Source organism: Granulosicoccus antarcticus IMCC3135 (assembly GCF_002215215.1).
GTDB lineage: Bacteria > Pseudomonadota > Gammaproteobacteria > Granulosicoccales > Granulosicoccaceae > Granulosicoccus > Granulosicoccus antarcticus.
Map to the genome: position 1 here is coordinate 7,349,987 of NZ_CP018632.1, position 25,416 is coordinate 7,375,402.

23 protein-coding genes are annotated in these 25,416 nt (G+C 52.8%); 14 read left to right on the top strand and 9 right to left on the bottom strand.

Going from position 1 to position 25,416, the window contains the following annotated elements; translation table 11 throughout:
* Nucleotides 1-40: 40 nt before the first annotated feature.
* From IMCC3135_RS31915 to IMCC3135_RS31935, 5 genes are all read left to right on the top strand, one after another.
* Entirely contained in the window at nt 41-889 is an 849-nt protein-coding gene (locus tag IMCC3135_RS31915) for an AAA family ATPase (RefSeq protein WP_236994852.1), read from the top strand.
* 78 nt (nt 890-967) lie between these two features.
* A complete protein-coding gene (locus IMCC3135_RS31920; RefSeq protein WP_088921277.1) occupies nt 968-1,936 on the top strand; it encodes a DUF58 domain-containing protein in 969 nt (322 codons plus the stop codon).
* Nucleotides 1,933-4,062 (top strand): transglutaminase TgpA family protein, encoded by a 2,130-nt coding sequence (locus IMCC3135_RS31925; RefSeq protein WP_088921278.1) that lies wholly within the window; start codon nt 1,933-1,935, stop codon nt 4,060-4,062. Before IMCC3135_RS31920 ends, IMCC3135_RS31925 begins: the two co-directional genes overlap by 4 nt.
* A gap of 146 nt (nt 4,063-4,208) precedes the next feature.
* Nucleotides 4,209-5,321, top strand: a complete 1,113-nt coding sequence (locus tag IMCC3135_RS31930; RefSeq protein ID WP_205737813.1) for a YHYH protein — start codon at nt 4,209-4,211, stop codon at nt 5,319-5,321.
* Nucleotides 5,321-6,430 (top strand): HupE/UreJ family protein, encoded by a 1,110-nt coding sequence (locus IMCC3135_RS31935; RefSeq protein ID WP_088921279.1) that lies wholly within the window; start codon nt 5,321-5,323, stop codon nt 6,428-6,430. The genes IMCC3135_RS31930 and IMCC3135_RS31935 overlap by 1 nt, the downstream gene beginning before the upstream one ends.
* A gap of 82 nt (nt 6,431-6,512) precedes the next feature.
* Here the strand turns inward: IMCC3135_RS31935 and IMCC3135_RS31940 are convergent, their stop codons facing one another.
* The 5 genes from IMCC3135_RS31940 to IMCC3135_RS31960 all read right to left on the bottom strand — a co-directional run bounded on the left by IMCC3135_RS31940 (nt 6,513) and on the right by IMCC3135_RS31960 (nt 12,926).
* Nucleotides 6,513-7,697, bottom strand: coding sequence for a DUF1513 domain-containing protein (locus tag IMCC3135_RS31940; protein WP_088921280.1), 1,185 nt, complete (start codon nt 7,695-7,697; stop codon nt 6,513-6,515).
* Between the two features lie 2 nt (nt 7,698-7,699).
* Nucleotides 7,700-8,803: an imelysin family protein gene (locus IMCC3135_RS31945; RefSeq protein ID WP_157736473.1), complete on the bottom strand. Its 1,104-nt coding sequence runs from the start codon at nt 8,801-8,803 to the stop codon at nt 7,700-7,702.
* A gap of 75 nt (nt 8,804-8,878) precedes the next feature.
* Nucleotides 8,879-10,420, bottom strand: coding sequence for a di-heme oxidoreductase family protein (locus tag IMCC3135_RS31950; protein WP_205737814.1), 1,542 nt, complete (start codon nt 10,418-10,420; stop codon nt 8,879-8,881).
* The gene (locus IMCC3135_RS31955) at nt 10,421-11,689 is read right to left on the bottom strand and encodes an imelysin family protein (RefSeq protein ID WP_088921282.1); all 1,269 of its coding nucleotides are present in this window, start codon (nt 11,687-11,689) and stop codon (nt 10,421-10,423) included.
* Nucleotides 11,690-11,924: 235 nt separating this feature from the next.
* The gene (locus IMCC3135_RS31960; RefSeq protein ID WP_088921283.1) at nt 11,925-12,926 is read right to left on the bottom strand and encodes a threonine ammonia-lyase; all 1,002 of its coding nucleotides are present in this window, start codon (nt 12,924-12,926) and stop codon (nt 11,925-11,927) included.
* Nucleotides 12,927-13,029: 103 nt separating this feature from the next.
* Here IMCC3135_RS31960 and IMCC3135_RS31965 point away from each other — a divergent pair, with 103 nt between their 5' ends.
* The 8 genes from IMCC3135_RS31965 to IMCC3135_RS32000 all read left to right on the top strand — a co-directional run bounded on the left by IMCC3135_RS31965 (nt 13,030) and on the right by IMCC3135_RS32000 (nt 20,465).
* Nucleotides 13,030-13,353 (top strand): Dabb family protein, encoded by a 324-nt coding sequence (locus tag IMCC3135_RS31965; protein ID WP_088921284.1) that lies wholly within the window; start codon nt 13,030-13,032, stop codon nt 13,351-13,353.
* 17 nt (nt 13,354-13,370) lie between these two features.
* Nucleotides 13,371-14,081: a DUF599 domain-containing protein gene (locus IMCC3135_RS31970; RefSeq protein ID WP_088921285.1), complete on the top strand. Its 711-nt coding sequence runs from the start codon at nt 13,371-13,373 to the stop codon at nt 14,079-14,081.
* A gap of 85 nt (nt 14,082-14,166) precedes the next feature.
* Nucleotides 14,167-16,020 carry a CHASE domain-containing protein gene (locus IMCC3135_RS31975; RefSeq protein WP_088921286.1) on the top strand — a complete coding sequence of 618 codons (1,854 nt, stop codon included), beginning with the start codon at nt 14,167-14,169 and terminating at the stop codon, nt 16,018-16,020.
* On the top strand, nt 15,980-16,444 hold the full coding sequence (locus IMCC3135_RS31980; RefSeq protein ID WP_088921287.1) for a response regulator: 465 nt from the start codon (nt 15,980-15,982) through the stop codon (nt 16,442-16,444). The genes IMCC3135_RS31975 and IMCC3135_RS31980 overlap by 41 nt, the downstream gene beginning before the upstream one ends.
* 163 nt (nt 16,445-16,607) lie before the next feature.
* Nucleotides 16,608-17,714: an endonuclease/exonuclease/phosphatase family protein gene (locus IMCC3135_RS31985; protein ID WP_205737815.1), complete on the top strand. Its 1,107-nt coding sequence runs from the start codon at nt 16,608-16,610 to the stop codon at nt 17,712-17,714.
* A gap of 174 nt (nt 17,715-17,888) precedes the next feature.
* Nucleotides 17,889-19,748 carry a CHASE domain-containing protein gene (locus IMCC3135_RS31990; RefSeq protein WP_088921289.1) on the top strand — a complete coding sequence of 620 codons (1,860 nt, stop codon included), beginning with the start codon at nt 17,889-17,891 and terminating at the stop codon, nt 19,746-19,748.
* A gap of 150 nt (nt 19,749-19,898) precedes the next feature.
* On the top strand, nt 19,899-20,096 hold the full coding sequence (locus IMCC3135_RS31995; RefSeq protein ID WP_088921290.1) for a hypothetical protein: 198 nt from the start codon (nt 19,899-19,901) through the stop codon (nt 20,094-20,096).
* A 180-nt stretch (nt 20,097-20,276) separates the two neighbouring features.
* Nucleotides 20,277-20,465, top strand: coding sequence for a hypothetical protein (locus tag IMCC3135_RS32000; RefSeq protein ID WP_088921291.1), 189 nt, complete (start codon nt 20,277-20,279; stop codon nt 20,463-20,465).
* A 264-nt stretch (nt 20,466-20,729) separates the two neighbouring features.
* Here the strand turns inward: IMCC3135_RS32000 and IMCC3135_RS32005 are convergent, their stop codons facing one another.
* Complete coding sequence (locus IMCC3135_RS32005) at nt 20,730-21,569, bottom strand: TAXI family TRAP transporter solute-binding subunit (RefSeq protein WP_088921292.1); 840 nt, start codon at nt 21,567-21,569, stop codon at nt 20,730-20,732.
* Nucleotides 21,570-21,872: 303 nt separating this feature from the next.
* On the opposite strand from IMCC3135_RS32005, the gene IMCC3135_RS32010 reads away from it, so the two are divergent.
* A complete protein-coding gene (locus IMCC3135_RS32010) occupies nt 21,873-22,091 on the top strand; it encodes a VF530 family protein (protein WP_088921293.1) in 219 nt (72 codons plus the stop codon).
* Nucleotides 22,092-22,150: 59 nt separating this feature from the next.
* Here IMCC3135_RS32010 and IMCC3135_RS32015 read toward each other — a convergent pair whose 3' ends face one another.
* The 3 genes from IMCC3135_RS32015 to IMCC3135_RS32025 all read right to left on the bottom strand — a co-directional run bounded on the left by IMCC3135_RS32015 (nt 22,151) and on the right by IMCC3135_RS32025 (nt 25,339).
* Complete coding sequence (locus tag IMCC3135_RS32015) at nt 22,151-23,506, bottom strand: S1 family peptidase (protein ID WP_157736474.1); 1,356 nt, start codon at nt 23,504-23,506, stop codon at nt 22,151-22,153.
* Nucleotides 23,507-23,540: 34 nt separating this feature from the next.
* Entirely contained in the window at nt 23,541-24,170 is a 630-nt protein-coding gene (locus IMCC3135_RS32020) for a hypothetical protein (protein WP_157736475.1), read from the bottom strand.
* A gap of 191 nt (nt 24,171-24,361) precedes the next feature.
* Entirely contained in the window at nt 24,362-25,339 is a 978-nt protein-coding gene (locus tag IMCC3135_RS32025) for an NAD(P)H-dependent flavin oxidoreductase (RefSeq protein ID WP_088921296.1), read from the bottom strand.
* Between the last annotated feature and the right edge of the window lie 77 nt (nt 25,340-25,416).

Below are 25,416 nucleotides of genomic sequence, written 5' to 3' on the forward strand. Positions count from 1 at the left end.
CGAACTGGACGAAGTGCTGGCTCAGCTGGAACGTATCCTGATGGGCAAACGGGAACAGACCACGCTGGCTCTGGCCTGCCTTCTGGCTCGTGGTCACCTGCTGATCGAAGATGTGCCTGGTGTTGGCAAGACGACCCTGGCGCAGGCACTGGGCGCCTCACTGGGGCTGGACTGGACGCGAGTTCAATTCACCAGTGATTTACTGCCCGCCGATGTGGTCGGTGTCTCCGTCTTCAACAGTCATGAGCAACGGTTCGACTTCAAACCCGGCCCGGTTTTCACAGCCATCCTGTTGGCAGACGAGATCAACCGGGCACCACCAAAGGCTCAGAGTGCTCTACTGGAAGCCATGGAAGAGCGTCAGGTGACCGTTGATGGTGTTACATATGCCCTGGATGAGGATTTTTTTGTCATCGCCACCCAGAACCCGACAGATCAGCTCGGTGCATTCCCGTTACCAGAGTCACAACTGGACCGTTTTCTGGTGGGCATGCAAATCGGTTACCCCGATGCAGCCACCGAACGGGCGTTGCTGGAGCATGGTGACAAACGCGCAGAAATTGCTACTTTGCGCACCTTGCTCGATAAACAGCAGTTGCACGCCTGGCGCGAACAGTGTGATGCAATTCACATTGGTGCTCCGGTATTCGATTATATCCAGGCCCTGCTGCTGGCGACTCGCAACACCGGCACGGGTCTCAGTCCCAGAGCAGGCCTGAGCCTGGTGCGACTGTGTCGCGCTTACGCCTTCACCCAGAAACGACAACATGTACTGCCGGACGATGTGCGTCATGTCTTTCCGGCACTGGCAGGGCATCGGTTAACCGGCCATGTCGGTAGCGGCCAACAGCGAGCTCGCGAATTATTGCAACAGGTTGTCATGCCCTGACCGAGTGCTCGAGAAAATGGCAACCACCGCTGCGACTGAGACACACCCTGAACATGCGCCCATGAACCCGGAGCGCTCGTGAACCTGTCTGGCAACGCCATCCGTCAACGGATCTTTCGCACCCGTGCCGAAGACAAGCTGCCCCACGGCATCACCCACCAACGGATCTACATTGTTCCGACCCGGCGAGGCCTGGCTTTTCTGATGGCCTTGCTGATCATGCTGCTGGCTTCGGTCAACTATTCACTATCACTGGGATACGCCCTGAGCTTTCTGTTGACCGGCCTGTTTGCGGCAACCTTGCTGCACACTTATCGCAATGTGGCAGGACTGCAAGTACTGCACGCCAGCGGCGATACCTGCTTTGCTGGTCAGCTGCTGGACTTCAACATTCAACTAGGCAATCCAGGTACACAAGTTCGCCACGGAATCTGTATTCACACCCGCAGCATTCGTGGCAACGGCAAACGTCTGGAGGCCGAACAGGACAGCACCTTCACAGTACAGCTGCCGACTCACGAACGCGGCATGCTCGAGCTGGGCAGATTGACAGTACAGAGTGACTGGCCGCTGGGCTTGTGGACGTGCTGGAGCTACCTGCATGTACCGTTACGAGGCCTGGTTTTCCCACGGCCCGAGAGTGATCCCCCTCCCGTACCAGCCAGTGGCGAAGGCGTAGCGGGCAACCAGCAGAAAACATCCCAACAGGGCGATGTGTCCGGGCTTCGCGCCTATGTTCCAGGAGACTCCATTGGCAGCATTGCCTGGAAAAGTGCCGCTCGCGGACAGGGTCTTCAAGTACGTACTTTCGATACGCAAACAGCGCCCGCACAGGCCCTGCTCAACTTACAGCAAACCGGCATTCACTCGCTGGAGGAGCAACTATCGCGTCTGTGCGCCTGGGTGCTGGCGGCTGAACAACAACAGGTCGACTATGCCTTGCAACTTCCCGGCGAACAGCTGGCCGCAGGACAAGGCTCTGACCAGCGTAAACAGGCCTTGACAGCCCTGGCCTTACACGGTCAACCGAGCATTCCAGCAGCATGAACCTGACACTGCATCGATTTGGTCGCTGGCTCCCCGAGCTGGGACAAACGCCACAGCGCAGCATGGATGGCAGAACTCTCTACGCCCTGGCTGTATTGCTGGTGTTGGTGCAATTGCCTCACCTGCTACATTTGCCCGTCTGGGTCAGTCTCTACGGCATAGCACTGGTAGCTCTGCGCTTGACCTTGCTACGTTCCCCGGACAAACGCTGGCTGAAAATTCTTTGCTCGCCAGTCAGCGTAACCTTGTTGGCAGCTGTCAGCACCTTGCTGATCAAGCTTGACTACGGCTACTTTATCGGTCGAGATCCCTGCGTTGCCTTCCTCTTCATTCTTGTCGCCGCCAAATTTGCAGAAGTCCGACGCCCGGGTGATGCCACTCTATTATTATGTCTGGCCGCATTTCTGCTCCTGACTCAGTATTTCTATTCTCAAACCATACTGGCCGCCCTGGTAACCTTGCCAGCAGTTCTGGCACTAGCCCATTGCCTGGCCATACTCAGAGACCCTGCCAACCCCGCACCGGCCGCCGAACAATGGAAGCTGGTAAGCACCCTGCTACTACAAGGTATACCCCTCGCCGCAGTGCTTTTTCTGATATTTCCGCGCCTGCCCGGCCCTCTCTGGTCCTTACCAGAGGATTCGATGGCACGCACCGGCCTATCGGACTCCATGTCCCCGGGCGATATCGGTCAGCTATCCCAATCCGACGCTGTCGCTTTTCGAGTCGAGTTTGACGACCATATACCGATTCCTTCCGAACGTTACTGGCGTGGCCCGGTGCTGAACGAATTTGATGGCCGTGAATGGACTGCCGGACCATTGAGATCAGAGGCCAGCCCTCTGTATCAGGGCGAAGCCGAACACGTCGTCAATTACATCGTGACCCTGCAACCGCACCGTCAACGCTGGATGTTCGCGCTGGACGCCGCCATCTCACTACCGCTACCTGCGCATGCCGATAGCGCATCTGCGGCTCTATCAGCCGCCGCACTCGAACCCGGCAATGTGAACCCCACAGGCAATGTACAAAGTTCCTCGCGCCCACTCGGGCGCTTGATGAGTGATGGTCAGATGATTGCCAACAGCCCGGTCAACCAGGTGCTTCGCTACCGACAAAGTTCTGTTTTACTCGACACTATTCCAGCAGCCCGTCAACCGACTGATAACACTCTATTCCTGCCAGGCACCAACAGTCGGACCATTGCCTTCGCCAATCAACTACGGCAATCGGTCGACAGTCATCTGGACTATGCTAATGCAGTCCTGCAACATTTCAACCGGCAAGCCTACTTCTATACCTTGCAGCCCCAATTACTGGGTGATGCACCAGTGGATGAATTCCTGTTTGATACACGAGCAGGCTTTTGTGAACACTATGCCGCTGCATTTGTGGTTTTGATGCGTGGCGCAGGCATACCGGCACGCGTGGTCACCGGTTATCTGGGTGGGGAGATGAACGAGGACTACATGATAGTTCGCCAGTCCGACGCCCACGCCTGGGCCGAGGCGTTCATCGATGGCGCCTGGCGACGCTACGACCCGACCGGCGCCGTGGCACCCTCACGAGTCGAACAGGGTCTCGCTGCAGCCTTGCCAAATGAATCCTCGGTCCCCCGACTGGCACGCCTGAGTGGCGGCTGGTTACGAAGCACGCAGTTACGCTGGGATGCGCTGAACCACCACTGGCAACGACTTGTCGTGGATTACGGTCAGGATTCTCAGGAGAAGCTTTGGGACAGACTCGGCCTGCCCCGGCCCGACCTGTTGAAAGTAACCCTCATTGTCCTTTTTCTGGCAGCTCTGTGGTGCGCAGCTGTTCTCGGCCTGCCTCGCTTCAATCGCAGTCGATTGCCGCCCACAGAACAACTCTGGCGACGCCTGTGCCACTCACTGAACAAGCGAAACCTGCATCGAGCTCCCGCCGAAACACCCTCCGAATACCTGCAACGAGCCCGTCTTCTCTGGCCGACACAGGCTGCCCGCCTTACCGACTTGCAAGAGCAGTTCGAACAGCTGCGTTTCCAAAGCCTGCCGGATCAGGAGCATCGTGTTCGCCAACGCATCGTTCGCAAGGAACTGTGGCAACTCGAATGGGCACTGCTGCTGCGCCGTGGCACCTCGTGAGCCCGGCTAATCGGCTAACTATATTTCTGCTATTCCGGGTTCTGTTAACAGCAAGGCTGTTTAGCAGGTTAATTGCGTTCAGATCTCCACATTTCTTCCACATTGGGCACACACAATACCCGCTGACCTTCCTGTGAGAATTCAGCGTGAAAACCAACAACAAGAAAACCTTAGCAACGATACCGGCACCACGAAAGTTGCTGCCAATACTTAGCCTTGCAATGCTGGCAGCGCTGAGCGCTTGTTCTGATTCCGATACAGATTCGGACACTGATACAGATAACGACACCACAGACAGTGAAACAGTCACCGACACTGAGACCGTCACGGATACTGAAACAATCACGGGCAGTGTCACAGCCACAGAAGGTGTCAATTGCGATTATGTTATCTCCAGCTACAACGATTCGCCTTCCGTACAGGCTGAAAGCAATTCTGAGTGGAGCTGTTCTGATACCGAACGCCTGCTAACTGCCAACGGCATTCCCGAGCATGCAACAGGTACGTTCCCCAATGAAGGCAATCCCAACACCATCTCTGAACAAAGCGTTTCTGCAAGCTTTACGTTGTTGCCAACGACCACCGATACGGCCACAGAACTGGGCGGCCCTCGTGGTTCCACTGGCTACGTTCTCAATGGTGTAAAAATCGATGCCAGCACCGCCGGCTCTTGTGACGACAGTGCGACCAGCTGCAGCCTGATTGATAACTCCGGCAGTTGGAGTATCGAAGCTTTGGGTCAGACCAGCTTCGATTTCGGCACCGATGACAACAATGCACATGTGCAACCCGATGGTGCTTATCACTATCACGGCATGCCCGAAGGTTTCATAACAACCGCCGAAGGCAACAGCAGCACCATGACCATGATCGGTTGGGCGGCAGATGGCTTTCCTATCTACGCACGCTACGGCTACACCGATGCGATGGATGCCAGCTCCGAGCTGAAAGACATGACAGGCAGCTACCAGCTGTATAGCGACGTTCCCTCCAATCGCCCTTCCACTGACACCTACGCTCTGGGCACTTTCCGTCAGGATTGGGAATTCGTGGCAGACTCCGGCGATCTGGATGAATGCAATGGCCGGACTGGTGTGACGCCCGAATTCCCCGCCGGCATCTATCACTACTTCGCTACTGACTCCTACCCTTACTTCCAACGTTGCGTAAAAGGTGAAGTAGAAGCCGGCGGCGATCTGCCCCCAGAAGGTGAGCTGGTTGAGACCCCTTATGACATCACTGCACAATTGATGTACTGATGCCTCTACTAAGCTCCAGTGCGGTAACACGCGCCGCTTTCGCCTTGCTGCTCATTCTGAGCAGCATAGGCTCTGCCAATGCACATCTCATGGTGGCCCAGCAGGGTACCTTGAATATTGTGGAAGGTGGTGCGTTCATGGTCTTGTCATTGCCGACATCTGCATTCAGCAAATTTGATGATAACGGCGATAACAAACTGTCCAGAGAGGAATTCAGCACCCACCAGGCAAGTCTGAACAGTGCTGTAGAAGACGGCATTAACCTGCGTCAAGGTGGTCAGTCAAAAGAGCTGCAAGGCCTGATGCTGACTCCCGTATTCGATGAACAGAAGCCTCAGGAACCTGCTAGCCAGATGATCGCGATGGGACGATTTGTCCTCTCAGAGACCGCAGCCCCGCTGGAATTTGACCTACAGATTTTCGGCACAGGCAGTACCGAAAGCACACAGCAGGTTACGGTCAGTCGCCCTGCGGATGGCCGCAGACAATTACTGGTCTTTTCTGCCAAGAGCCCAACTCATGCACTGATGGCTTCGGGTTGGTCGACCTTTACCGACTACGTGACTCTGGGTGCCGAGCATATCGTGTTCGGTTTCGACCATCTGCTATTCCTTCTCGTGGTCCTGGTCACTGGCTGGGGTTGGCGTCATATCCTGCTTGCACTGAGTATATTTACACTCGGTCACGCATTGACACTGACAATCACCAGCTTCTACAACCTCTCACTGAACCCGGCCTTGATCGAACCTGCCATTGCGGCAACGATAGTCGGTATGGCGGCCCTTGATCTGTTCAATCGTCATCGAAATCGCAAGGCATCAGCCTGGATTCGACTCTCCGCAGTTTTCATCTGTGCCTTGATACACGGACTGGGCCTGGCCTCAGCGCTGAGCGATCGCGGCCTGAATAGTGAGTATCTGCTGAGCAGCCTGGCAGGCTTCAACCTGGGCATAGAAGCCGGACAGCTTATGGTTGCATCACTTCTGGCGCTTGTTGCCGTTGCCATTGTGCGACTGCGTGGCAATGCCGGACTTGAACTGGCACGCCATTCCGCATCCTTACTGGCGATCGTCATGGGTAGTTTCTGGTTTGTACAACGGGTGATCTGAAGCCGCTCCAGCGATGTTCTTGCTCAAACCGATCAGCCACAGGGCTCGTGAAATCAGCAATTGATTCACGAGCCCTCAGCCATTAAATTGGGTAGACGTGATTATCCCATTGCAGAGTGTGCATCGCCAGACTGGTCATGCCTTCAGCATCCAGTCGCACAATCTCACCGGTACCGCTGGTAACCAGTGCACCATCAAGCCCCGATACCAATCGAGGTGTTACCCCACTACAATCTCTGATCGATATGGTTTCATCGATCTGCGAGGTTCGCCGGTTCACCTGAAAAACCACACCGCCTTTGGATGAAGTAAACAGCGCATAGTCTCCGGCAACCGCCACCGATGAGACGTAGTGGGTCATACGCGCCTGCAAAGCTGCCGGCACCTCCACCAGTGTCAGCCCCTTGCCAGACACGCCAGCGTGAAAACTCTGCATGCTCTGTTCAATCGAGATGGATCCAGCCAGGCCGGCAATAGCCACCTCCTCACCCTCGTACTGAGCTGCAAACCACACCACGCCATCATCGGCACAGGCCAGATGCCGAATCGAGACCTGGTGTAATTCGGCAGGCAAAACATGACGAGCCAGCAGCTTGCCATCACGAGAGTCGATGAGTGCCAGGTTAGGCTCCATGGTCTCGATATTCAGCTTGTCCCGGCCACTGTCCGGATGCGTGTGAATGCCGCCATTGGCCACCAGCAATAGTGAGGTGCCGGGCACACGAAGTACCTCATGCGGCCCCACCCCTGCAGTATCAAGTTCGCCGATACGCTCGTAATGCCGACTGGCATCATAGATCCCCAGCACCCCACGCATGCCATCAAAGTCGTTTTCTGTGGCAAAAAGCAATTTGCCATTTTGCGAGTAGGCACCATGGCCGTAAAAGTGGCGACCACCGACAGGCTCTGTCACCGCATGCACTCCCGGAGTACGACGGTCGAAAGTATTCATGAACATACCCGGACGTCGTGCAAACAGACAGGCTCGCTGACTTTGCAGATGACTGGCGGCACCATGTGCGCGAGCGCCGATAGGTACTGACGCAACAATTTTCGCTTGATCATCAAACACTACAGCCACGTACTCATCAACACCACTGCGTGCGCCACTGCGTGCGCCACTGATAAAGAGCGAGGCTGGTTCGGCTAATCTGGCAGGTTCAATTGAAACCGGCTCACTGGATAATGCAAGTGCTGGCACTGGCAACAAACTTGCCAGTGCAGCTTGCAGCAGAGCACGTCGTGAAAATACAGGCTCACGCGGCATTCTCAATCGCCATCTTCACTATTGAAACCGGCTGTAATACCCAACGCGGCCGTAAAGCGATCATTCAAGGTGTATTTGATACCACCAACCACCGCGCTTAATGAACGCAGTAGTGATTCAGCAGGTTCGGTCAATTTGCCCTGATCCGTACTCAGGCTGGGTAAATCCTGCAGTTTCTGCAGCATTTTGTCGGCACTGCGAAATTCAAATGCCAGCTCATTGTCCAGCTCGCCAACACCGGCCAGCCCTGTATCCACACTCAAGGCTCGCACAGAATCCAGGTTGGCTCGAATCATGGACAGCGTCTGCCCACTACGCCACAACGGAGCTAGCCGCAGCTGACTCTCCTCATCTGTCAATGCCGCTATCTTGCGATCCAGCACAATATCTACAGCCACGATAATCTGAGTCACAAGACTGCGCAATACCTCATCACCCGTACGGAAGTAGTCAGAATTCGGCTCGGGCAAAAGCATGCTTTTCACCAGAGCAGACTCTGCTTGCCACCCCTCATTCAGGGCAAGAGCCATGTTGTGAATATTGTCGACGATCGCCACGACTACCTGACAATCAGGTGTATCACTGACAGCACCCAGATGTTGCTCTGAGTTTTTCGAATACAACAGTCGCTCCAGTGTTGGCAAACCCTGCAGGGCGACGCTCTTGCCAGCGACATCAGCCGCCGTTAACGTCGGTGCAGTGGCATCTGCCAATAGCTCACGTAATTGCCGCTCTCCAACACGCCGCTTGTCCGGCCAGTAGAACAATCGGTTCTGCCGGTTATCTTCCAGCATGGGACCTATCCGGTAGAGCTCTACTGCGGAAAAAGCCACCACTGTCGCAGCAAAACCGTCTCTCAACTCAGCCAGAGATCCAGACGAAGGACTTTGGCAAGCACGTTCTGCATCCGCGACAAATTGCTCGCTGGCCTGCAAAAATTGCTGAAAGCCGGGTTGATAAACCGCCTCTACCGCCTGACTGGCAAATACAGTCTCATCCGGCTCGGCGGCTCGCGCATCATGGCCCGACGCAACAACAGTCAACGACAACACCACTGCCACACTGGCCAGTGTCTTTGCACCCAGCTGCTTACTCTGCATCAACATAAATAGTCTACTTCGCTTGACGAACATCTGGCTGACTGACTTCCTGAACATGAACGTATCTTCCGAATGGAACACCTAGAGTGACTCCAGAAAACTGACCAGCGCATCGCGCTCTGTCTTGCTCATTTCCAGCACCTTATCCAACGAAGACTGTGCTTCGCCACCGTGCCACAACACAGCATCCAGAACTGTCTTGGCACGACCATCATGCAAAAAGCTGGTATTCGGATTGACCGCCTGAGCCAAACCGATCCCCCACAAAGGTGCCGTTCGCCATTCGCGACCATCAGCGTCACCTTCGCTGGCATCATCAGCCAGCTCTTCACCCATGTCATGCAGCAGTAAATCGGTGTAAGGCCAGATCAACTGAAACTGCAGCTCTTCTTGTACCGTATCTCTGGAGGTCACATGTTTGGGCACATGACAGCCACTGCAACCACTGTCATAAAACAACTGTTTACCTTGCAGAACATCAGGCTCTGACACATCGCGTCGTGCAGGAACGGCCAGATTGTGGGTATAGAAGGTAATCAGATCCACGACGTCATCTGTCGCCTCGCCTTTACCCAAACGTAACTGCTCACCGTGCGCCAGCGTTTCGCACACGCTTTGGAAAACGGTACAGTCACCCTGTGGATTACTCAATGAGGCTCCGGCACTGGACAAACCCATGTCGTTGAACATGGCGTGCACGTTCTGTTCTCGAATGCTCGACATGGCAGCCTTGTGAGCAAAGCGCCCCAGAACACGCTGGCCATCATCCAGCACTTGCCAGTTCGGGCGCCCCGAAATACCGTCTCCGTCTTTGTCCTCTGGATCAGCATAGGCCAGAATGTCGCTGGCATCGATCGCCTCCAGCAAGCCTAATCCCGGCATGGAAGGCGCCAGGCGGGGTGAAATTTTTGTATCAGCATGCATATCCCCATAAGCCAGATCTTCAATCGTATAGATCGGTTTTTGCAGAACGTGCTTGCTGCCATCGTTGAATGTGCGGGTCACCGACTCTGTCGTGATACGCACTTGCCCTTCTGCCTCAACACCCGGTACGGCAAAGGCGTGTAACTGCCCCCCATACACCGGATCCGGCCCTCTTTTACCATCCAGCTCGTTCTTCAACAGCAGCAGGAAGGAGGAGGTTTTTTCGCCGGCAACCGGCAGCTGTCCACGACCGTCCTTGATATGGCAGGACTGACAGGCGCGTGCGTTGTAGAAGGGCCCCAGGCCATCAGAGGCCTGTGTCGAAGAGGGTGATGACACCCAGAGTTTGTTGAACAGTGCATTACCCAGCTTGAAGGTCTGCAGGTTCTTGAAACTCAGCGTGCCCGTCTCTTGCGAATAGGCGTTGCGGCCGATGTTAGTGCTTTGAGTACCAGCACCACCCTGCATCACCTCGAACGACTCAGCCTTGCTGAAATCGCTCGTCGGTTGCAATACCTTGCGTACTCTCTCATTACCTGCCCACACCTGGGAGGGTAGTTGGGGGCTAGAAATGTCGCTGGTCGCTGCCACTGAGAGCTGCATGACCATCACCCCAATACTGGCGATGGACAGACAGGCAAGCAGCAGTGGCTTTGCAACCAAGCGGATTACATCGATATTCAGGTACTGCTTTGTCATTTACTGAAACACTGAATTAGGATTGTCCAGACTATCAGAACCTTCAAATTCAATACCACTCACACCCAAAGCCGTTACAGCACGATTGATGTTACTGGTTTGATCAACCAGCGCATCGATAGCCACTTGCACCAAGGCATTACCTTCAGCATTGCCTTCTGAAATCAGCTGATCATAAGCCTGGCCTTCGTTCTGACTGACAACCAGCACCTGCAGCGCATCAACACTGGCTTGCAGGTCAGTAGCGAGCTCCTTGGCCAGAGCCGCATCCTTGGCAGCAACCAGTTCCATCAGAGACGGCCCCGTCACTAACTCACCATTCAGATCCTTGTACTGGCCGGTGTAGACGTTCTGGATTCCCAGACCATCATAGTAATGAGAGACTGACGTGTTATCTGAAAAGCAGTCATGCTCCTCTTCAGGGTCATGCAGCATCAGGCCCAGTTGCATGCGCTCACCGCCCAATTCACCGTAGCTCAGAGAACCCATACCGGTCAGCATGGCCGTCACAGCACCTTCTTCTCCCATAGCTTCCAGTGCCATACGAGCATCACCACCGGTTTCCCAGGCAGCGGCCATATAACCCAGATCGGTAACCAGCAACTCGCTGACAGCCTTCAGGTAGTCGGCACGTCGATCGCAATTGCCATTAGTGCAATTTTCCAGATCGTAGTCGGTATAGGCGCGAGTACCGGCGCCAGCCTCACCACCGTTCAGATCCTGCCCCCATAACAGGAACTCGATGGCGTGATAACCGATCGCCACGTTGGATTCGATACCACCGGCTTCATGCAGCTCTTCGCCGAGCAGCTCCGGAGTAATGGTGCTGGCGTCGATCGTCTGGCCGTTTATTGCAATACTTGGACTACCCACGATATTGGCGGTGTAGAACTCATTCGCCTCCGACTCGTTGCCATAGCTGGCATCCACGTAGTCGATCAGGCCCTCATCCAGAGGCCAGGCATTGACTCGCCCTTCCCAGTCATCAACGATCGGATTGCCAAAGCGATAAACCTCTGTCTGCTGGTAGGGAACACGGGCGGCATGCCAGGCCTCACGAGCATTGTTCAATGCCTGCTCAGAAGGCGCTTCTGTCAGCTGCACAACCGAGTCGTGCAACTTCATGGCCGTGGTCAGTGCATCGGTATAACCAGCCTGGGCGATATTGCCGTAGGTCTCGATTACAGAAGATGGGCTGACCGAATCTGCCTGGGCCACGCTTGCCGCAGCCAGCAAAAATCCGGGAACGATCTGTCTGGAGAAAGACATAGGCTAATTCCTTACAACTTGAGTGGTAATAAGAATGATTCGTATTACGATATGTTATCAGACTTTGACATACCTTTAAACCTGTGGGCTGCGCTAATTTGGCCTGATCCTGACGCACGTCAAAGAAGACGCAGCAAGAAAGCTGCTTCAACCCTGACTTGCTGAACAGACCGTAAGAGGTCGTGAAACAATCAAGTATCCATTTCAGTCGCCCCTTAGACGATTTACCCCAAAATCAAGGCGCAAATGTAGCGGCCGCAGCACTGATAAGCTGCGGATCAACATTGCCTCCCGTTACCACACAGATAACCGCATCACCTTCCACATTGCAGGGCTCCAGTGCGGCTGCCAACGCCACAGCACCACCAGGCTCAACCACCAGTTTGAGGCGCATCAGGGCCTGCCCCATGGCAATCAGCACAGCCTGATCCTCTACCCGCAGGCCAGGACCTGCCAATTGCTGCAAAACCGGAAACGTCAGCTCACCGGGCATCGGCGTCACGATTGCATCGCAGAAAGAATCCGGATTACCCTCATTGGACAGCCGTTTGCCTGCAATCAGCGAACGACAGGTGTCATCGGCAACTGCAGGCTCAACCGGACGCACCCGCAGTCCTGGCGCCACCGAATGCAAGGCAATCGCGACACCGGATGTCAGACCGCCACCACCACAACACACCAGAACGTCTGCCTCTGACACACCTGCAGCCTTGGCCTGTTCAGCAATCTCCAGCCCCACGGTTCCCTGACCGGCCATGACCATAGGTTCATCATAAGGACGTATCAACGTCAGTCCGCGCTCTGCTGCCAGCGCTTCACCTACCGCTTCGCGAGATTCACCACCGGCCCGATCGTAGGTCACCACACTGGCCCCCAGCGCACGTGTGTTGGCAAGCTTCAACGCTGGTGAGTCTTCCGGCATGACAATGATCGAAGGCACCCCGAAGAGACTGGCAGCGTGCGCGATGCCCTGTGCATGGTTACCCGATGAATAGGCAATGACACCCCGCGCCCGCACCTTTTCGTCCAGAGCACTGATGGCCGTCCAGGCCCCTCGGAATTTGAAAGAGCCCGTACGCTGCAGCACTTCAGCCTTGACCAGCACACGCCGCCCTGCAATCTCATTCAGATAGGGGCTTTCCAGCAACGGTGTACGTACCGCCACCGGTGCAAGATATTCAGCGGCTTTACGAATATCGGTAATGCTAATGGGAAAATCTGGAGTATCGCTAATCATTGGATGGAAACTCTGTACCTGTAATTGATGGCCGTGCCACACAGCCGGGCTTTAGCTGAACGATGTACCATGCAGAAATACAGACTCACACAACCAGACCATCATGATCAGGCACATAGTGCTATTCACTGCACGCGAAAAACAACACAGACAAACAATACTCGAAGGTTTGTCACTGCTGAAGAATATACCCGACTGCCTGCACCTGGAGATCGGAGTGAATACCCGCCATGATCCCGTCTCCGAGATAACTCCTGATTTTGTTGTCTACGGAGAATTCGAATCAGATGAACAACTGGCAGCATTCAAACTTCATGACTTGTATCAGAGGTCTATCGATATTGTCCGTCCACTTCGAGACAAGCGTATCGCGGCTGATTTTGATTCACCCACGGACCCTACTGACATCGCGTTAGAAGAACACTGAGATTCATCGATAACACCATGCTTAACCTATCCGAATTTTCGATTCTTGACATTGTGGCACTGGCCTTGTTCTTTGTCGTCTGGATAGGTCACTTTTATATCGTCAATCATTCTCGCTTTCGCCATCACACGATCACCGCCGCCATGGTCACCATGCGTGAGCGCTGGATGCTCAATATGGTCAAGCGCGATCGCTCACCATTTGATGCCCTTATTCAGAATGGATTGCAACAAGGCGTGCTGTTCTTTGGCTCCACCAGTGTGCTGCTGATCGGCGGCCTGGTAGCAGGGCTAGGTGCTGGCGATCAAGCCGTTGCCGTTCTAAAGGAATTGCCACTTTCCACAACACGCTCCAGCTTTCAGTGGGAGATCAAGATCCTGTTGATGATCTTCATATTCGTCTTTGCGTTTTTCAAATTCGCCTGGAGCTACCGGCTCTACAACTACATACTGATCATGATTGGCGCCGCACCTCATCAGGATGAAGAGGAAGAAGTACTGAAGCAATATGCAAAGAAGCTCTCACTGCTGCACGCCCTCGCAGCCATGCATTTTACAACGGGCTTGAATTCCTATTTTTTTGCATTGTCAGCATTCACCTGGTTTCTCAATGCCTGGCTTTTCATTGTCTCGACATTATGGGTCGCCCTGGTGCTTTACCGCCGTGCATTCCGTTCAAATTTTCTGGTAATTTTCAAAACCAAAGTGCATCCACTCAGCCCCGATTGACGGTCTGTTCCTCGTTATCAACACCTCGTCAATAATCTAACCTTCCATCCGTCAGGTTGCAGGAGTAGCTGTCGATAGAGGTTACATGACAGCTGCTTCCCATACAGAATCCCCGATTCGCGCAGGCCCGACCTTCGATCTTGAGTTATTCAAATCGCAGCAAGCCAAATTGCGTCACCACGCAAAGTTGAACTGGATCCACTGGTTTATCCTCGGTTTGTCGCTGGCAATTACTGTATTTGCCTGGAAAACGTCAGAATCAGCATTGATCAAGCGAGATCAGATCCGCTTCGAGCGCGAAGCTGAGCGCGCCGTCAGCATGATGCAAGAACGTATCCGACACTACGAAGATGCCTTGTTGTCGGGGGTGGCTGCCATGCAGACTCACGATGGTGTCATGACTCGTGAAGAGTGGCGCAATTACAGCGAATTCCTGCAACTGAATGAACGCTACCCGGGCATCAACGGTATCGGTGTGATTCATTACGTCGACACTCAGGAGCTGCCGCGATTTATTGCCCGAATCAGGAAAACTGTGCCTGACTTCACGATATTCCCGGAGCACGAATTTGATCTTTCGATGCCCATCACCTTCGTCGAACCAGAGGCTACCAACAAATCAGCCCTCGGTCTGGACGTGGCGTTCGAACTGAACCGGCGTACTGCGGCCTTGAAAGCTCGATTAACCGGCACGACTCAGATCAGTGGCCCCATCACTCTGGTGCAGGATCAGACCAAAACCGCCGGCTTTCTGTTCTATGCACCTTACTACGAAGGCAATGCCACTGAATCCCGGGCATGGAATGCGTTGGAACGAGAAGAGCATTTTAGAGGACTTATTTACGCCCCTCTGATTGTGCGCAACCTGGTGCAAGGCGTATTGAAAACAGAAGATCCGCTCGTCAATATCATTTTGTACGATCAGGAAACGGTCCTTTATAACGACGAGACACTCGCCCGAACCGATAAACCGACTTTCACGATGGAAGAAGAGGTGCGGATGAATGGCCGGATATGGACGTTCAACATCACCAGCACCCCCGCCTTCGAGCTGGGCTCAGTTACAGACCAGCCGGTGCTGGTTCTGCTCAGTGGCTTATGTCTGGACATCATGCTGCTGGGACTGTTCCTGGTCATGAGCAGGTCCAACAGACATGTTCTTGTACTGGCAGAAGAGATGACCGACAATCTTTCCAATCAGACTCGGCAACTTCAGGAAAACAACCGGGATCTGGAAAGCTTTGCCCATATTGTGTCACACGACCTGAAAACACCTATACGCAATATCTACAGCCTGACTCAGATACTCGAAGATGACCTCTCCGAGTACATAGCCAGCAATGATAGCAACACCGATATAAGGCATCGGCTTGACAGTCTGAGAGATCAGGCCACACGCAGTCAGAGCCTCATCACCGGCATTTTGGAATATTCGGTTCTGGATAACCAGGAGGCACCTTCGGCACTGGTGAATACGCGAGAGATGGTCACCACAATCGGCACGCAACTGAGTCTGGGCGACCATCAGTTCACCCTCCAGGGTGACTTCCCGACGCTACATACAAACGGAATTTTGCTCGAACAGGTACTCACCAATCTGGTTGACAATGCTGTCAAGTACAACAATACGCAAAACACGCCAACCGTGGAAATATCGATCACTGAGAACGACGACTTCTATCAGTTTTCAGTAAGCGATAACGGACCGGGGATAGCAGAACGCTTCCACCAACGAATATTCAAACCTTTCACAACGCTGGAATCCATTACCGATATCCACAGTAGCGGTATTGGACTATCCATCGTTCAACGTGCAGTTGAACGACAGGGCGGGCAGATAGAAGTCATATCACCCGATAATTCAGGTAGCACTTTTCGATTTACATGGCCTAAAACCGATGACGCAGCAAACTCAAACCACGGCAGGCGATATGCCTAATCCGAATCTGAAACTTTTACTGGTCGAAGACAACGACCTTGATGTGTTCATGGTGCAACGCCTGATGCGGCGTCTGAATCTTGATTTCCCGATCATTCATGCAAAAAATGGTGAAGAAGCGCTGGCGATTCTACGCCCCGATCCGAATGCCTGCACTCTGGTGCCCCCATTCGTCATGATTCTGGATATCAACATGCCTCGCATGAATGGTTTCGAGCTGCTGGACGAGCTGGGCGATGACCCCATGCTGGCCCAGATCCCGATCTATATCGTGTCGACATCTACACGCCAGAAAGACAAGGACAAGGCCATGACGTACAGCATACGCGGGTATGTCGTCAAGCCGGTTACCCAAACAGTCTTGCTGGAAATACTGGATAGTACAGACGAGATGACAGACACACCAATTTCCCGGCAAGGTTAGGAATCGCTGATTATCTCACGAGACATTACTCAGACACTGACCTGCCCGGTCGTCAAAGAGGGTGCAGAATGCCCGGCATTCACACCGACAAATGGATGATGAGCTGCAACACCTGCTTGCGACACAGTAGAATGCACAAAACCTGACACTCAAGGAAATCTCAGTGACGTTCATTCTATCCGTGCTGGCGCTGCTCCTGATTCTAGCGACCGCTTTGCCGCTCTCCATCCGTCGGGAATGGTGGATTCGGGCCCTGGATTTCCCCCGCCTCCAGATTGCAATTCTGGCAGCGCTGTGGCTAGTGAGCTGGTGGGTGATTATGCCCCATGAGGGCACTTGGCTGAATATTCTCGCACTGGCAGTGGCGATCGTCACGCTCTACCAGTTCAAGTGGATCTACCCGAATACCGAGATGCACCGTCAGGAGGTTGAACGTTACGATTCGTCCGTGGATGGCAACTGTCCACACTTCAAGATGATTACCAGCAACGTGCTGATGACTAATCGCGATAGTGCTCCCCTGCTTTCCCTGATCAAAAAACACCAGCCGGATATACTCGTTACGCTGGAATCGGACCAGTGGTGGCAGGATAAACTGGACACTCTCCAGAGCTATGAATATCGTATGGCCTGCCCACTGGACAACCTCTATGGTATGCATGTGTACTCTCGGCTACCCTTGAGTAATACGCAAACCAGCTATCTGGTGGAAGACGACAAGCCTTCCATGAACGCAACTGTTCAAATCAGCCCAGGTGTGGACATTCGACTGCATATCGTGCACCCCGCGCCACCGGCACCGGGCGAAAATGATGAATCCACCGAGCGTGACGTCGAACTGTTACTGCTGGCCAATGCCATCGCTGAGAAGCGCGACGGCGCACGCGACGGCGCACGCGACGGCGAACGCATTGTCGTGGCAGGAGATCTTAACGATGTCGCCTGGTCCGCTACCACTCGCCTGTTTCGCCAGCTGAGCGGATTGCTCGACCCTCGCATAGGACGCGGATTATTCAACACCTTCAGTGCTGAGCATTGGTACGCCCGCTGGCCACTGGACCATGTCTTTGTATCCAGACACTTCAAAGTGACAAATATCCAGCGCCTGCCCAACATTGGCTCGGACCATTTTCCCCTTATGGTAGAACTGGCCATTACCGATAGCGCACAGCAGAGTAGCGAGATGGAAGACGAGGAGGTCGATGAAGAGCGACTGGACAGCATAATGAATTCTACCGCTGCACAAAATGCACAGATGCCAGTGATCTGACACTGGCAGAAAGATGGTTTGTTCACTACCCGTCCGGGCTGCGGCACAGAAATGTAACGTATCGTCAAATATGGATTTTCCGATTTCAGTGATCCTTGAGGTGGCCGATAACGCTTTTAACTGACTGACCCTTTTGCGTACCCAAGGTACCCCCTAACTGATCGGGCCCTAACTGTGGCAAACCTGCCGAACTCAAGCACCGAGCATCCGCCACAGAGTCAGGGCGGGCGTATCCAGCCAATTACGCCACTCCATTGGGTTGTCTTGGCCATCTCCCTGCTCGCCACTCTGGCGGCCTGGCAGATGTCGCTCACCGGAGTGAAAGACCGCACCAGTATCCAGTTCGATCGCCAGGCCGATTACGCCATCAATCTATTCGAAGAACAGATGCGTCGCTACGCCGATGTGTTGCACGCAAGCCTGGGCTTCATCGCCGGCAGTGAGGACATAGGGCCCGATGACTGGCTCGAATTCGCCGAAAAGATAAAGCTGGAAGAACGGCATCCCGCCATCAGTGGACTGGGCATCCTCCGGCGCCTGGGCCCGGATGACTTGGCCTCCTTTACACAGGAGCAACGCAAACTGCGCCCCGAGTTTGCAATCAAACCCGCGGTACACCCGCAACCTGGCAAGACCCAACCCTACTATCTACCCGTAACGCATATCGCCCCACAGCGACTTGAAAATGTCTTGTTGGGACTGGATGTTGCCCGCGAATCTCGCCGTCGTGATGCGATTGAGCACGCGGTAGAATCCGCAGATGTACAGATCACCGCACCGATAGAGCTCGGCAATGCAGAGGCCGCAGGCTTCCTGCTGATTGCGCCGATATACAACTCCGTCACTCTAAACACTAAGAACGAACGGCAAGCGGCATTCAGTGGTGCCGTCGTAGCCTCCGTTATCACCAAAAACCTTGCACAAAGCACTCTGGAGAATGAACTACGTCAGGTCGCAATCAAGGTCTCCGATGGTGGCAAGGTGATATACAACGAACAGCTGCCTGAATATGACAATATTGACCCTCTGCCCTTGCTGGCTCGATCTCAGGTGGTGTCCTTCTTCGGGCGCGTCTGGAAATTCGAAATTCAGAGTACTCAGGCTTTCCGTACGGCGCAATACAGTCTCGAACCAAACCTGGTCCTGTTCGGTGGATTAACTATCAACCTCTTGCTGCTCTACCTGTTCAGTCAGATGACAACAGCCAACCGAAGAGCGATCGCGTACGGAAAAAAAATATCCGACAAATACAATCAGCAATCAGAAGAGCTGCTCCAGATCAATACCGTTCTGGAGGAGCGCAATGAAGAACTGCAGTCATTCTCGTATGTAGTATCACATGATCTCAAATCCCCTCTGAAAGGTATCGAGATGCTTGCCGAGTGTCTCGAAGAAGATCTTGTCGAACAGTTAACCGACCTGGAACTACGCACTGAATTCACCACCAATCTCAGACTGATAAAAAAACAGGTGACACTCTCTCAAGGCCTGATCAAGGGTGTTCTGGAATATTCCGGCCTCAGCTCAGATATAGAGATCGCAGAAACTGTTGATGTTCGCGAACTACTGAACAGCATCCAGATCATGCTGGCCGTAGAAGAAGAGCAACTGCAACTACCCGAAGAGCTTCCGATACTTGAAACCTATCAAACACAGCTATTTCAAGTGTTCATGAACTTGATTAGCAATGGTTACAAGTACCATGAAGGTGAGCAAACCGCAGTGGTCACAATCAGAGTCGGTACAAGTCCGCTATCAGGCTTCCACCGTTTTGAGGTGGCCGACAACGGACCGGGAATCGACCCCAGGTACCACCAGAAGATATTCGACGTGTTCTCCACCCTGCAGCCTAAAGATCACTCCATGAGCTCAGGTGTCGGTCTTGCGATCGTCAAGAAGCTGGTTTGCCAGCACAATGGACATATTCTGATTGAGTCCGAGCCTGGTCAAGGTTCAACGTTCCTGTTCGACTGGCCCTGTGAGACTGAACAATTGAAGCTCAGCGGCACAGAAGAGCAAGACAAAGCAGCCTGAACGACGCCGATGGCTGATTAGAAGTCATGCCCGTATAGGCTCCAACTATCCAGACATTAAATAACGTACATACTTATGCTTTGCAATTGATATCTTTTGTATATACACTATGCTCTGTATTCCGACTAACCACATAGAGAAAAACAGAACATGTCTAAGTTATCCAGCAAAAAAGCCAAGGCCATCGCCACTAAACTTGCACGTAAAGCTGTCAAGCGTGCAGGTGTGAACTCAAAGAAAAAGAAAGTTGTTAAAAAAGCAGCCAAAGCAGCTCTGAAGCCTATTAAAAAGGGCAAGAAAGGCAAAGCTCGCAAAGCGGCCCGCAAGGTTGCAAAGAAAGCGGCTTGAGCTCAGCCTCTGTTAGATAGATCTGACAGAATTACGAGTAGAGAGGCCTGAAAACTTCTTCAGAAGATCTATCAGGTCGATCAGAACCGATTCGGTGTTCCGACACCGAATCGGTAGCCTCACATCCCGTACACTATCAAGTCCCACCCTCTCCACACTCGCAAGACCCGAGATAAAACCATGCCCGACGAGTCGAAAGACAAGAAACGTAAGGGCAAGAAGGAAGCCCAACTGGTCATCCGGCTGGACAAGGACTTGCGGGACAGCTTCGTAGCCGCTTGCCAGGACGTGGACACCTCAGCTTCCCGCGAAATCCGGCGTTTCATGAAGCAGTTTCTGGTTCGCTATGAGAAAGGCGAAATCGAATAACTGTATATCCAGTGGGTCAGTTCACATGCGCAACGATGCATAAAGGACCACCAGAGCCGCCCTCGATCTTCATCGGCAAGGCAATGATCGCACTTCCTGTGGCCGGAAGCTCAGACATAACGGAAAAGGAATTGATGCTCCATCAAAAACAATGGATTTCTTGTTACTGTGTTTCGCAGGAATCTCCACAGTGCCATTGAGATCATCAGAGTAATCAACATCGTCAAGTTCTATTTGCCAATTGTCGCGTAACGAAATTTGATATCAATTATCGAACAAGCGACCACGGTTAACCGTCAACACATCAACAACGTCATCCAGCATAACGTCGTCCGCATCGGCGTTAGCCACGACTACCGCATCCATACAGATCGTTTTGAGTTCGGTGTCGAACACCAGCCCCTTGGCAACGTCCGGCTTTTCAAATCGGTAGATGGCACGGCCCAGCTCAGGATGTTTGTCATTCAGATCCCAATCCGTGATGTCGACCAGTTTCAGATTATCGTTCTCCAGCACTGTCTTGAGGTAGCGCTGATCCAGATTGCCAGGATCACTCACCCATAAAAAGGCATTGAGTTCGCCATCAGGGTTATTGGCAATCTCGTTCAGCAGCTGTAAGCCACCTTTGAAAAAGGTATTACCCTTGGCGAACTCTGGCTCCAGATCCTGCATATAGGACCAGCTGACCGCCGAGCCGGAATCACGATTCTGCACTGCCACATTCGCATTGCTGCTCTGCAGATCACCCTCGTCACCAATAGCCCCCTTCTTGTTGACCGCCACGTATACGCACTCCGTATAGAGATTGCCCAGCACTTTCAGATTAGCGGCGCCATCCGGATTCCGATCCATCCACCAGGCCAGGGCATCAAGCTGAGTAAATCCGAGCGTTGCCTCTCCCGTTGCCACACGTTCAATATTCTCGATGGAACCATTACTTTTCAAAGTCTTTGCAGGGTAATCGTACTCCGCCAGAATTTCACCCAGCTTTTCACCCGTGCTGAAATAGGATCCACCACGGCCACCGGTGCTGATGACAACCTCCTCTGCCAGCACAGGCAAGGAGATGGCAGAGATAACGAATGCGGCGATCAGTTTTTTCATGGAGCTAGTCCTTCCTTTCACGTTGGATTCTTCCAATAGTTTGCACTCTCATGAGGTGCGAGTGGGGAGATTTTCCGTGTTTGGATTACGACTCAAAACAATCACTATGTTGCGGATTTTCCAGCAAATCTGTAAATATCAGGAGGGCCCCTTTTCTCAAGCTGGCTCATCGTTGCGCTCAGGCTGAGCACTTCTGACATCTGACTTGCAGACAGAGACGCTACTTGCGCATCAACAGATTCGGCGCGCATGCCACTCCTTGTGTACCATCAATCCCTAGAGAAATGGTGACATATCAATTTTATGAGTAAAGAGCAATCGAAAGATCCACTACACGGCGTGACGCTTGCCACAATTGTTACCGACCTGGTGGATCACTATGGCTGGGATGGACTGGCTGAGAGAATCAATATCAATTGCTTCAAGAGTGACCCATCGGTCAAATCGTCATTGAAGTATTTGCGCAAAACGCAGTGGGCCAGAGATAAGGTAGAGGCGCTTTATATTTCAACAAAAAGGTGAGCAAAGGCAGCTCAAATGTCTGTGAGCTGCCTCTGATCTGAGCTATTCGCTCAACAACTTCAAACCAGACCATTCTCAGCGTTATACCTTACACGCCGCCACTTGTAGCCTGCCAGCAATAGCAGCAGAAAAACACCGGCCGAACCGCCTTCGCTATCACTATCAAACGGAAACAATGACGAATCATCATCATCAGGATTGAATGTCGAGGATCCGTCATCATCTTCGGGAGCGGACACAGCGATCGAAAAGCTGGAATCTTCGTAGCCGAAAATCGCGGCAAACAGTCGCTCACCAGTCTGCCCGACGGAACAGCTATCCAATTCGCTCACTTCTTGAGAGATGCAAATCACGTCATCTTCAGTAAATGTGGTGCCTTTGAAAACAAATAGATCAGCATCGCCCGACAAGGTTGTCAGCTCAACTCTGACATTACCGGTAACCTCATACAGTCTCACTTCACCACTCAACAATGAGTCCAGGCGCTCGTCTGCTGGAGTACTGTTTGTCAACAAAGGTATGTCTATATTGCCGGTCTCGCCACCTGTTTCACCCGAATCAGTTTCAGAAGTTATGACAACAGCATCGCTCACTATCCCTGTGATCCAATTTGTATAGTTTGTAACACGGGCATAGGCGCCGGGGATACCAGGCCTTGCGCAGCCTTGCCCGAAGCTGACAACGCCAGCCTGGACATAAAGACCATCGCGAACCACGAACAACGGCCCACCACTATCTCCCTGACAGGAATCACTACCGCCTGTTGCTCCGCCGCCAGCACAGACATTGGAATCAATATCAAGATTGCTGGGATAATAGGGTAGACACTGGACGTGAGACAATATGGGTAACGAGACTTCCAGCAAAACCGGCGACTGATCCCCTCCCTCACTGGTCAAGCCCCAACCCGCGACAACAGCGGTTTCATCTACGAGCGGTACAGTACTTTGTGAAGAAGGTAGTGCGATCACACTTCCTGGTGCGGTGCTAGACAATTCAATCAGAGCGACATCCGAAGTAAGTGTCGTAGGGTTGTACTCTGGGTGGACAAAAATATTACGCGACAGGATGAGCTCTTTAGCGTCTGACCTTAAATCATTGACACCGATAATCACTCCGACCGTAGATGGGGCTTTGACGACACCTGAATTAGCGTCATAGACACAGTGTGCCGCTGTCAGTACCCAGCGATCTGCAATCAGGGAACCACCGCAACGAGGGTCATAATTGCCATCACCGTTGGAATCAAAATAGAGCGATGCCATAAATGGGTACCGTCCTTCAGCTACCAACGTACCACCGACGATACGTGTCGTGATATTGAGCTCTGCTGAACTGGCATTGGTAAAAAACAAAGCCGACAGTATCAAGACTGCAAGTTGAATAGTGCTGAATTTCGAGATGCTAATTTTCATTTGGAGTCCTTGTTTCCATGATTTTATTTCTGCGTTATTGAGTCGGTTTTTTTGGCATAACAACCCGTACATCACTATTTTTTACCTTCAAGGCAGGATTCATGAATTCCAGATCAGCTTCATTACATTCCAGGGGTTTTTCCCACGCAATCGAAACTTCAATACTTTCTGGAACCTTGCGGCACATGTCCTGCCTATCACGCACAATGGTAATTTGACAGATATTATCTTTTACTATGTGCTCGATATGGAAATCCTTGTCCATAGTGCATCCCGTGCTCATGACGCGAGCTGAAATCAAGCCATCGCTGTAACTCATGTCACTCGCAGGCTCCAGCGCATCAGCTCCATCACTCGGCTTACCGGCGACAGTCAGGTCGTTTTTCGTTGTATTGTCTTCCATAATCTTGATCACCTTGTCTTGTGGCTCTTGCATGTCCTGCTGACAATCATCAGTCACGCATTCGTTATAAGAGCAGCTGCTCAGTAAGGTAATTGCGCCGACCATCAGAAAGCACCGGAGTGGCGAAATTCCTTTAACAGATCCCTTCACGTGTAAAATTTCCTTTTTATTTGACAGGGTGGTAGCGAAATTGCGATTGCACGATACAACAGTTCTCACGGTTGCCGGAAAGGCAGGGCTAAATAATTGATGTAAAAGCATGACAATCAGGCTCAGACACAAACTTTTGTCTGACAAAAATATGCTAACCAAACACCGAAGTGACTAGAACCGCCTTTCCCTGCTCAACACACAACAGCGACAAAACAAGGGCGACTTTGCTGCCCTTATATTGCCCTGGCATTATCAAGCGAATTGGCAGGGATCAGAACAGGCAGCTCCCGCCCCTGATTTCAGTAGGAACGCAGTTCCTCGGTCAGTCGGGTTCTTGCAGCATTGAACTCACGGGCCAGACGATCGACCAGTTCGGCCGTTGTCACCACACTGTCGACGGCACCGATACCTTGGCCAGAGCCCCAGATCTCTTTCCAGCTTTTTGGTTTTTCACGATTTTCCGCGAAATTCATTTTGGTCGAATCCGAATGTTCGAGCTCATCCGGATCAAGCCCTGCCGCTCTGATTGATGACTTTAAATAATTGCCATGCACACCAGAGAAGAGGTTGGTGTATACGATGTCATCCGCGCCACTGTCAGCGATCATGCGTTTATAGCTTGCCTCAGCGTTGGCCTCTTCGGTGGCAATAAAAGCGGACCCTGCATACCCACCGTCAGCGCCCATGGCCATCGCTGCAAGAATAGAATCTCCGCGTGCAATGGCACCCGACAGGAACAGCGGTCCATCAAACCAGCTTCTGATTTCCTGAACAAGCGCCAGCGGCGACAAAGTTCCTGCATGGCCACCGGCACCTGCGGCAACAGCCACTAATCCATCAGCACCTTTTTCAATAGCCTTGTGCGCAAAGCGATTGTTGATGACATCGTGCAAAACCACACCATTGCTAGCATGTGCAGCCTCGTAGACCTCTTCGCGCGCACCCAGGGAGGTGATCCAGATCGGAACCTCATGACGTGCGCAAATCTCTACATCACGCTCAAGCCGTGTATTGGAACGATGCACAATCTGATTCACCGCATAAGGTGCAGCTGGTTTGTCCGGATTCGATTGGTTGTATCGATCGAGTTCCTCTTTGATTTGCGTGAGCCATGCGTCAAGGCTCTCTCCATCCTTCTCCCGGGCATTGAGTGCCGGAAAGGAACCAACAATCCCCGCCTTGCATTGTGCGATCACCAGTTCAGGACGCGATATGATAAACATGGGGCTGCCTATCAATGGCAGGCGCAAGCCCTGAAGTATTGCAGGTAGTGTCATCGTGCTTTCTCCGATTCTTTTCTCATGTCGCCAACTACGGCCTCTGCTCAAACAAGCCTTGAACCCAGCAGCGCACA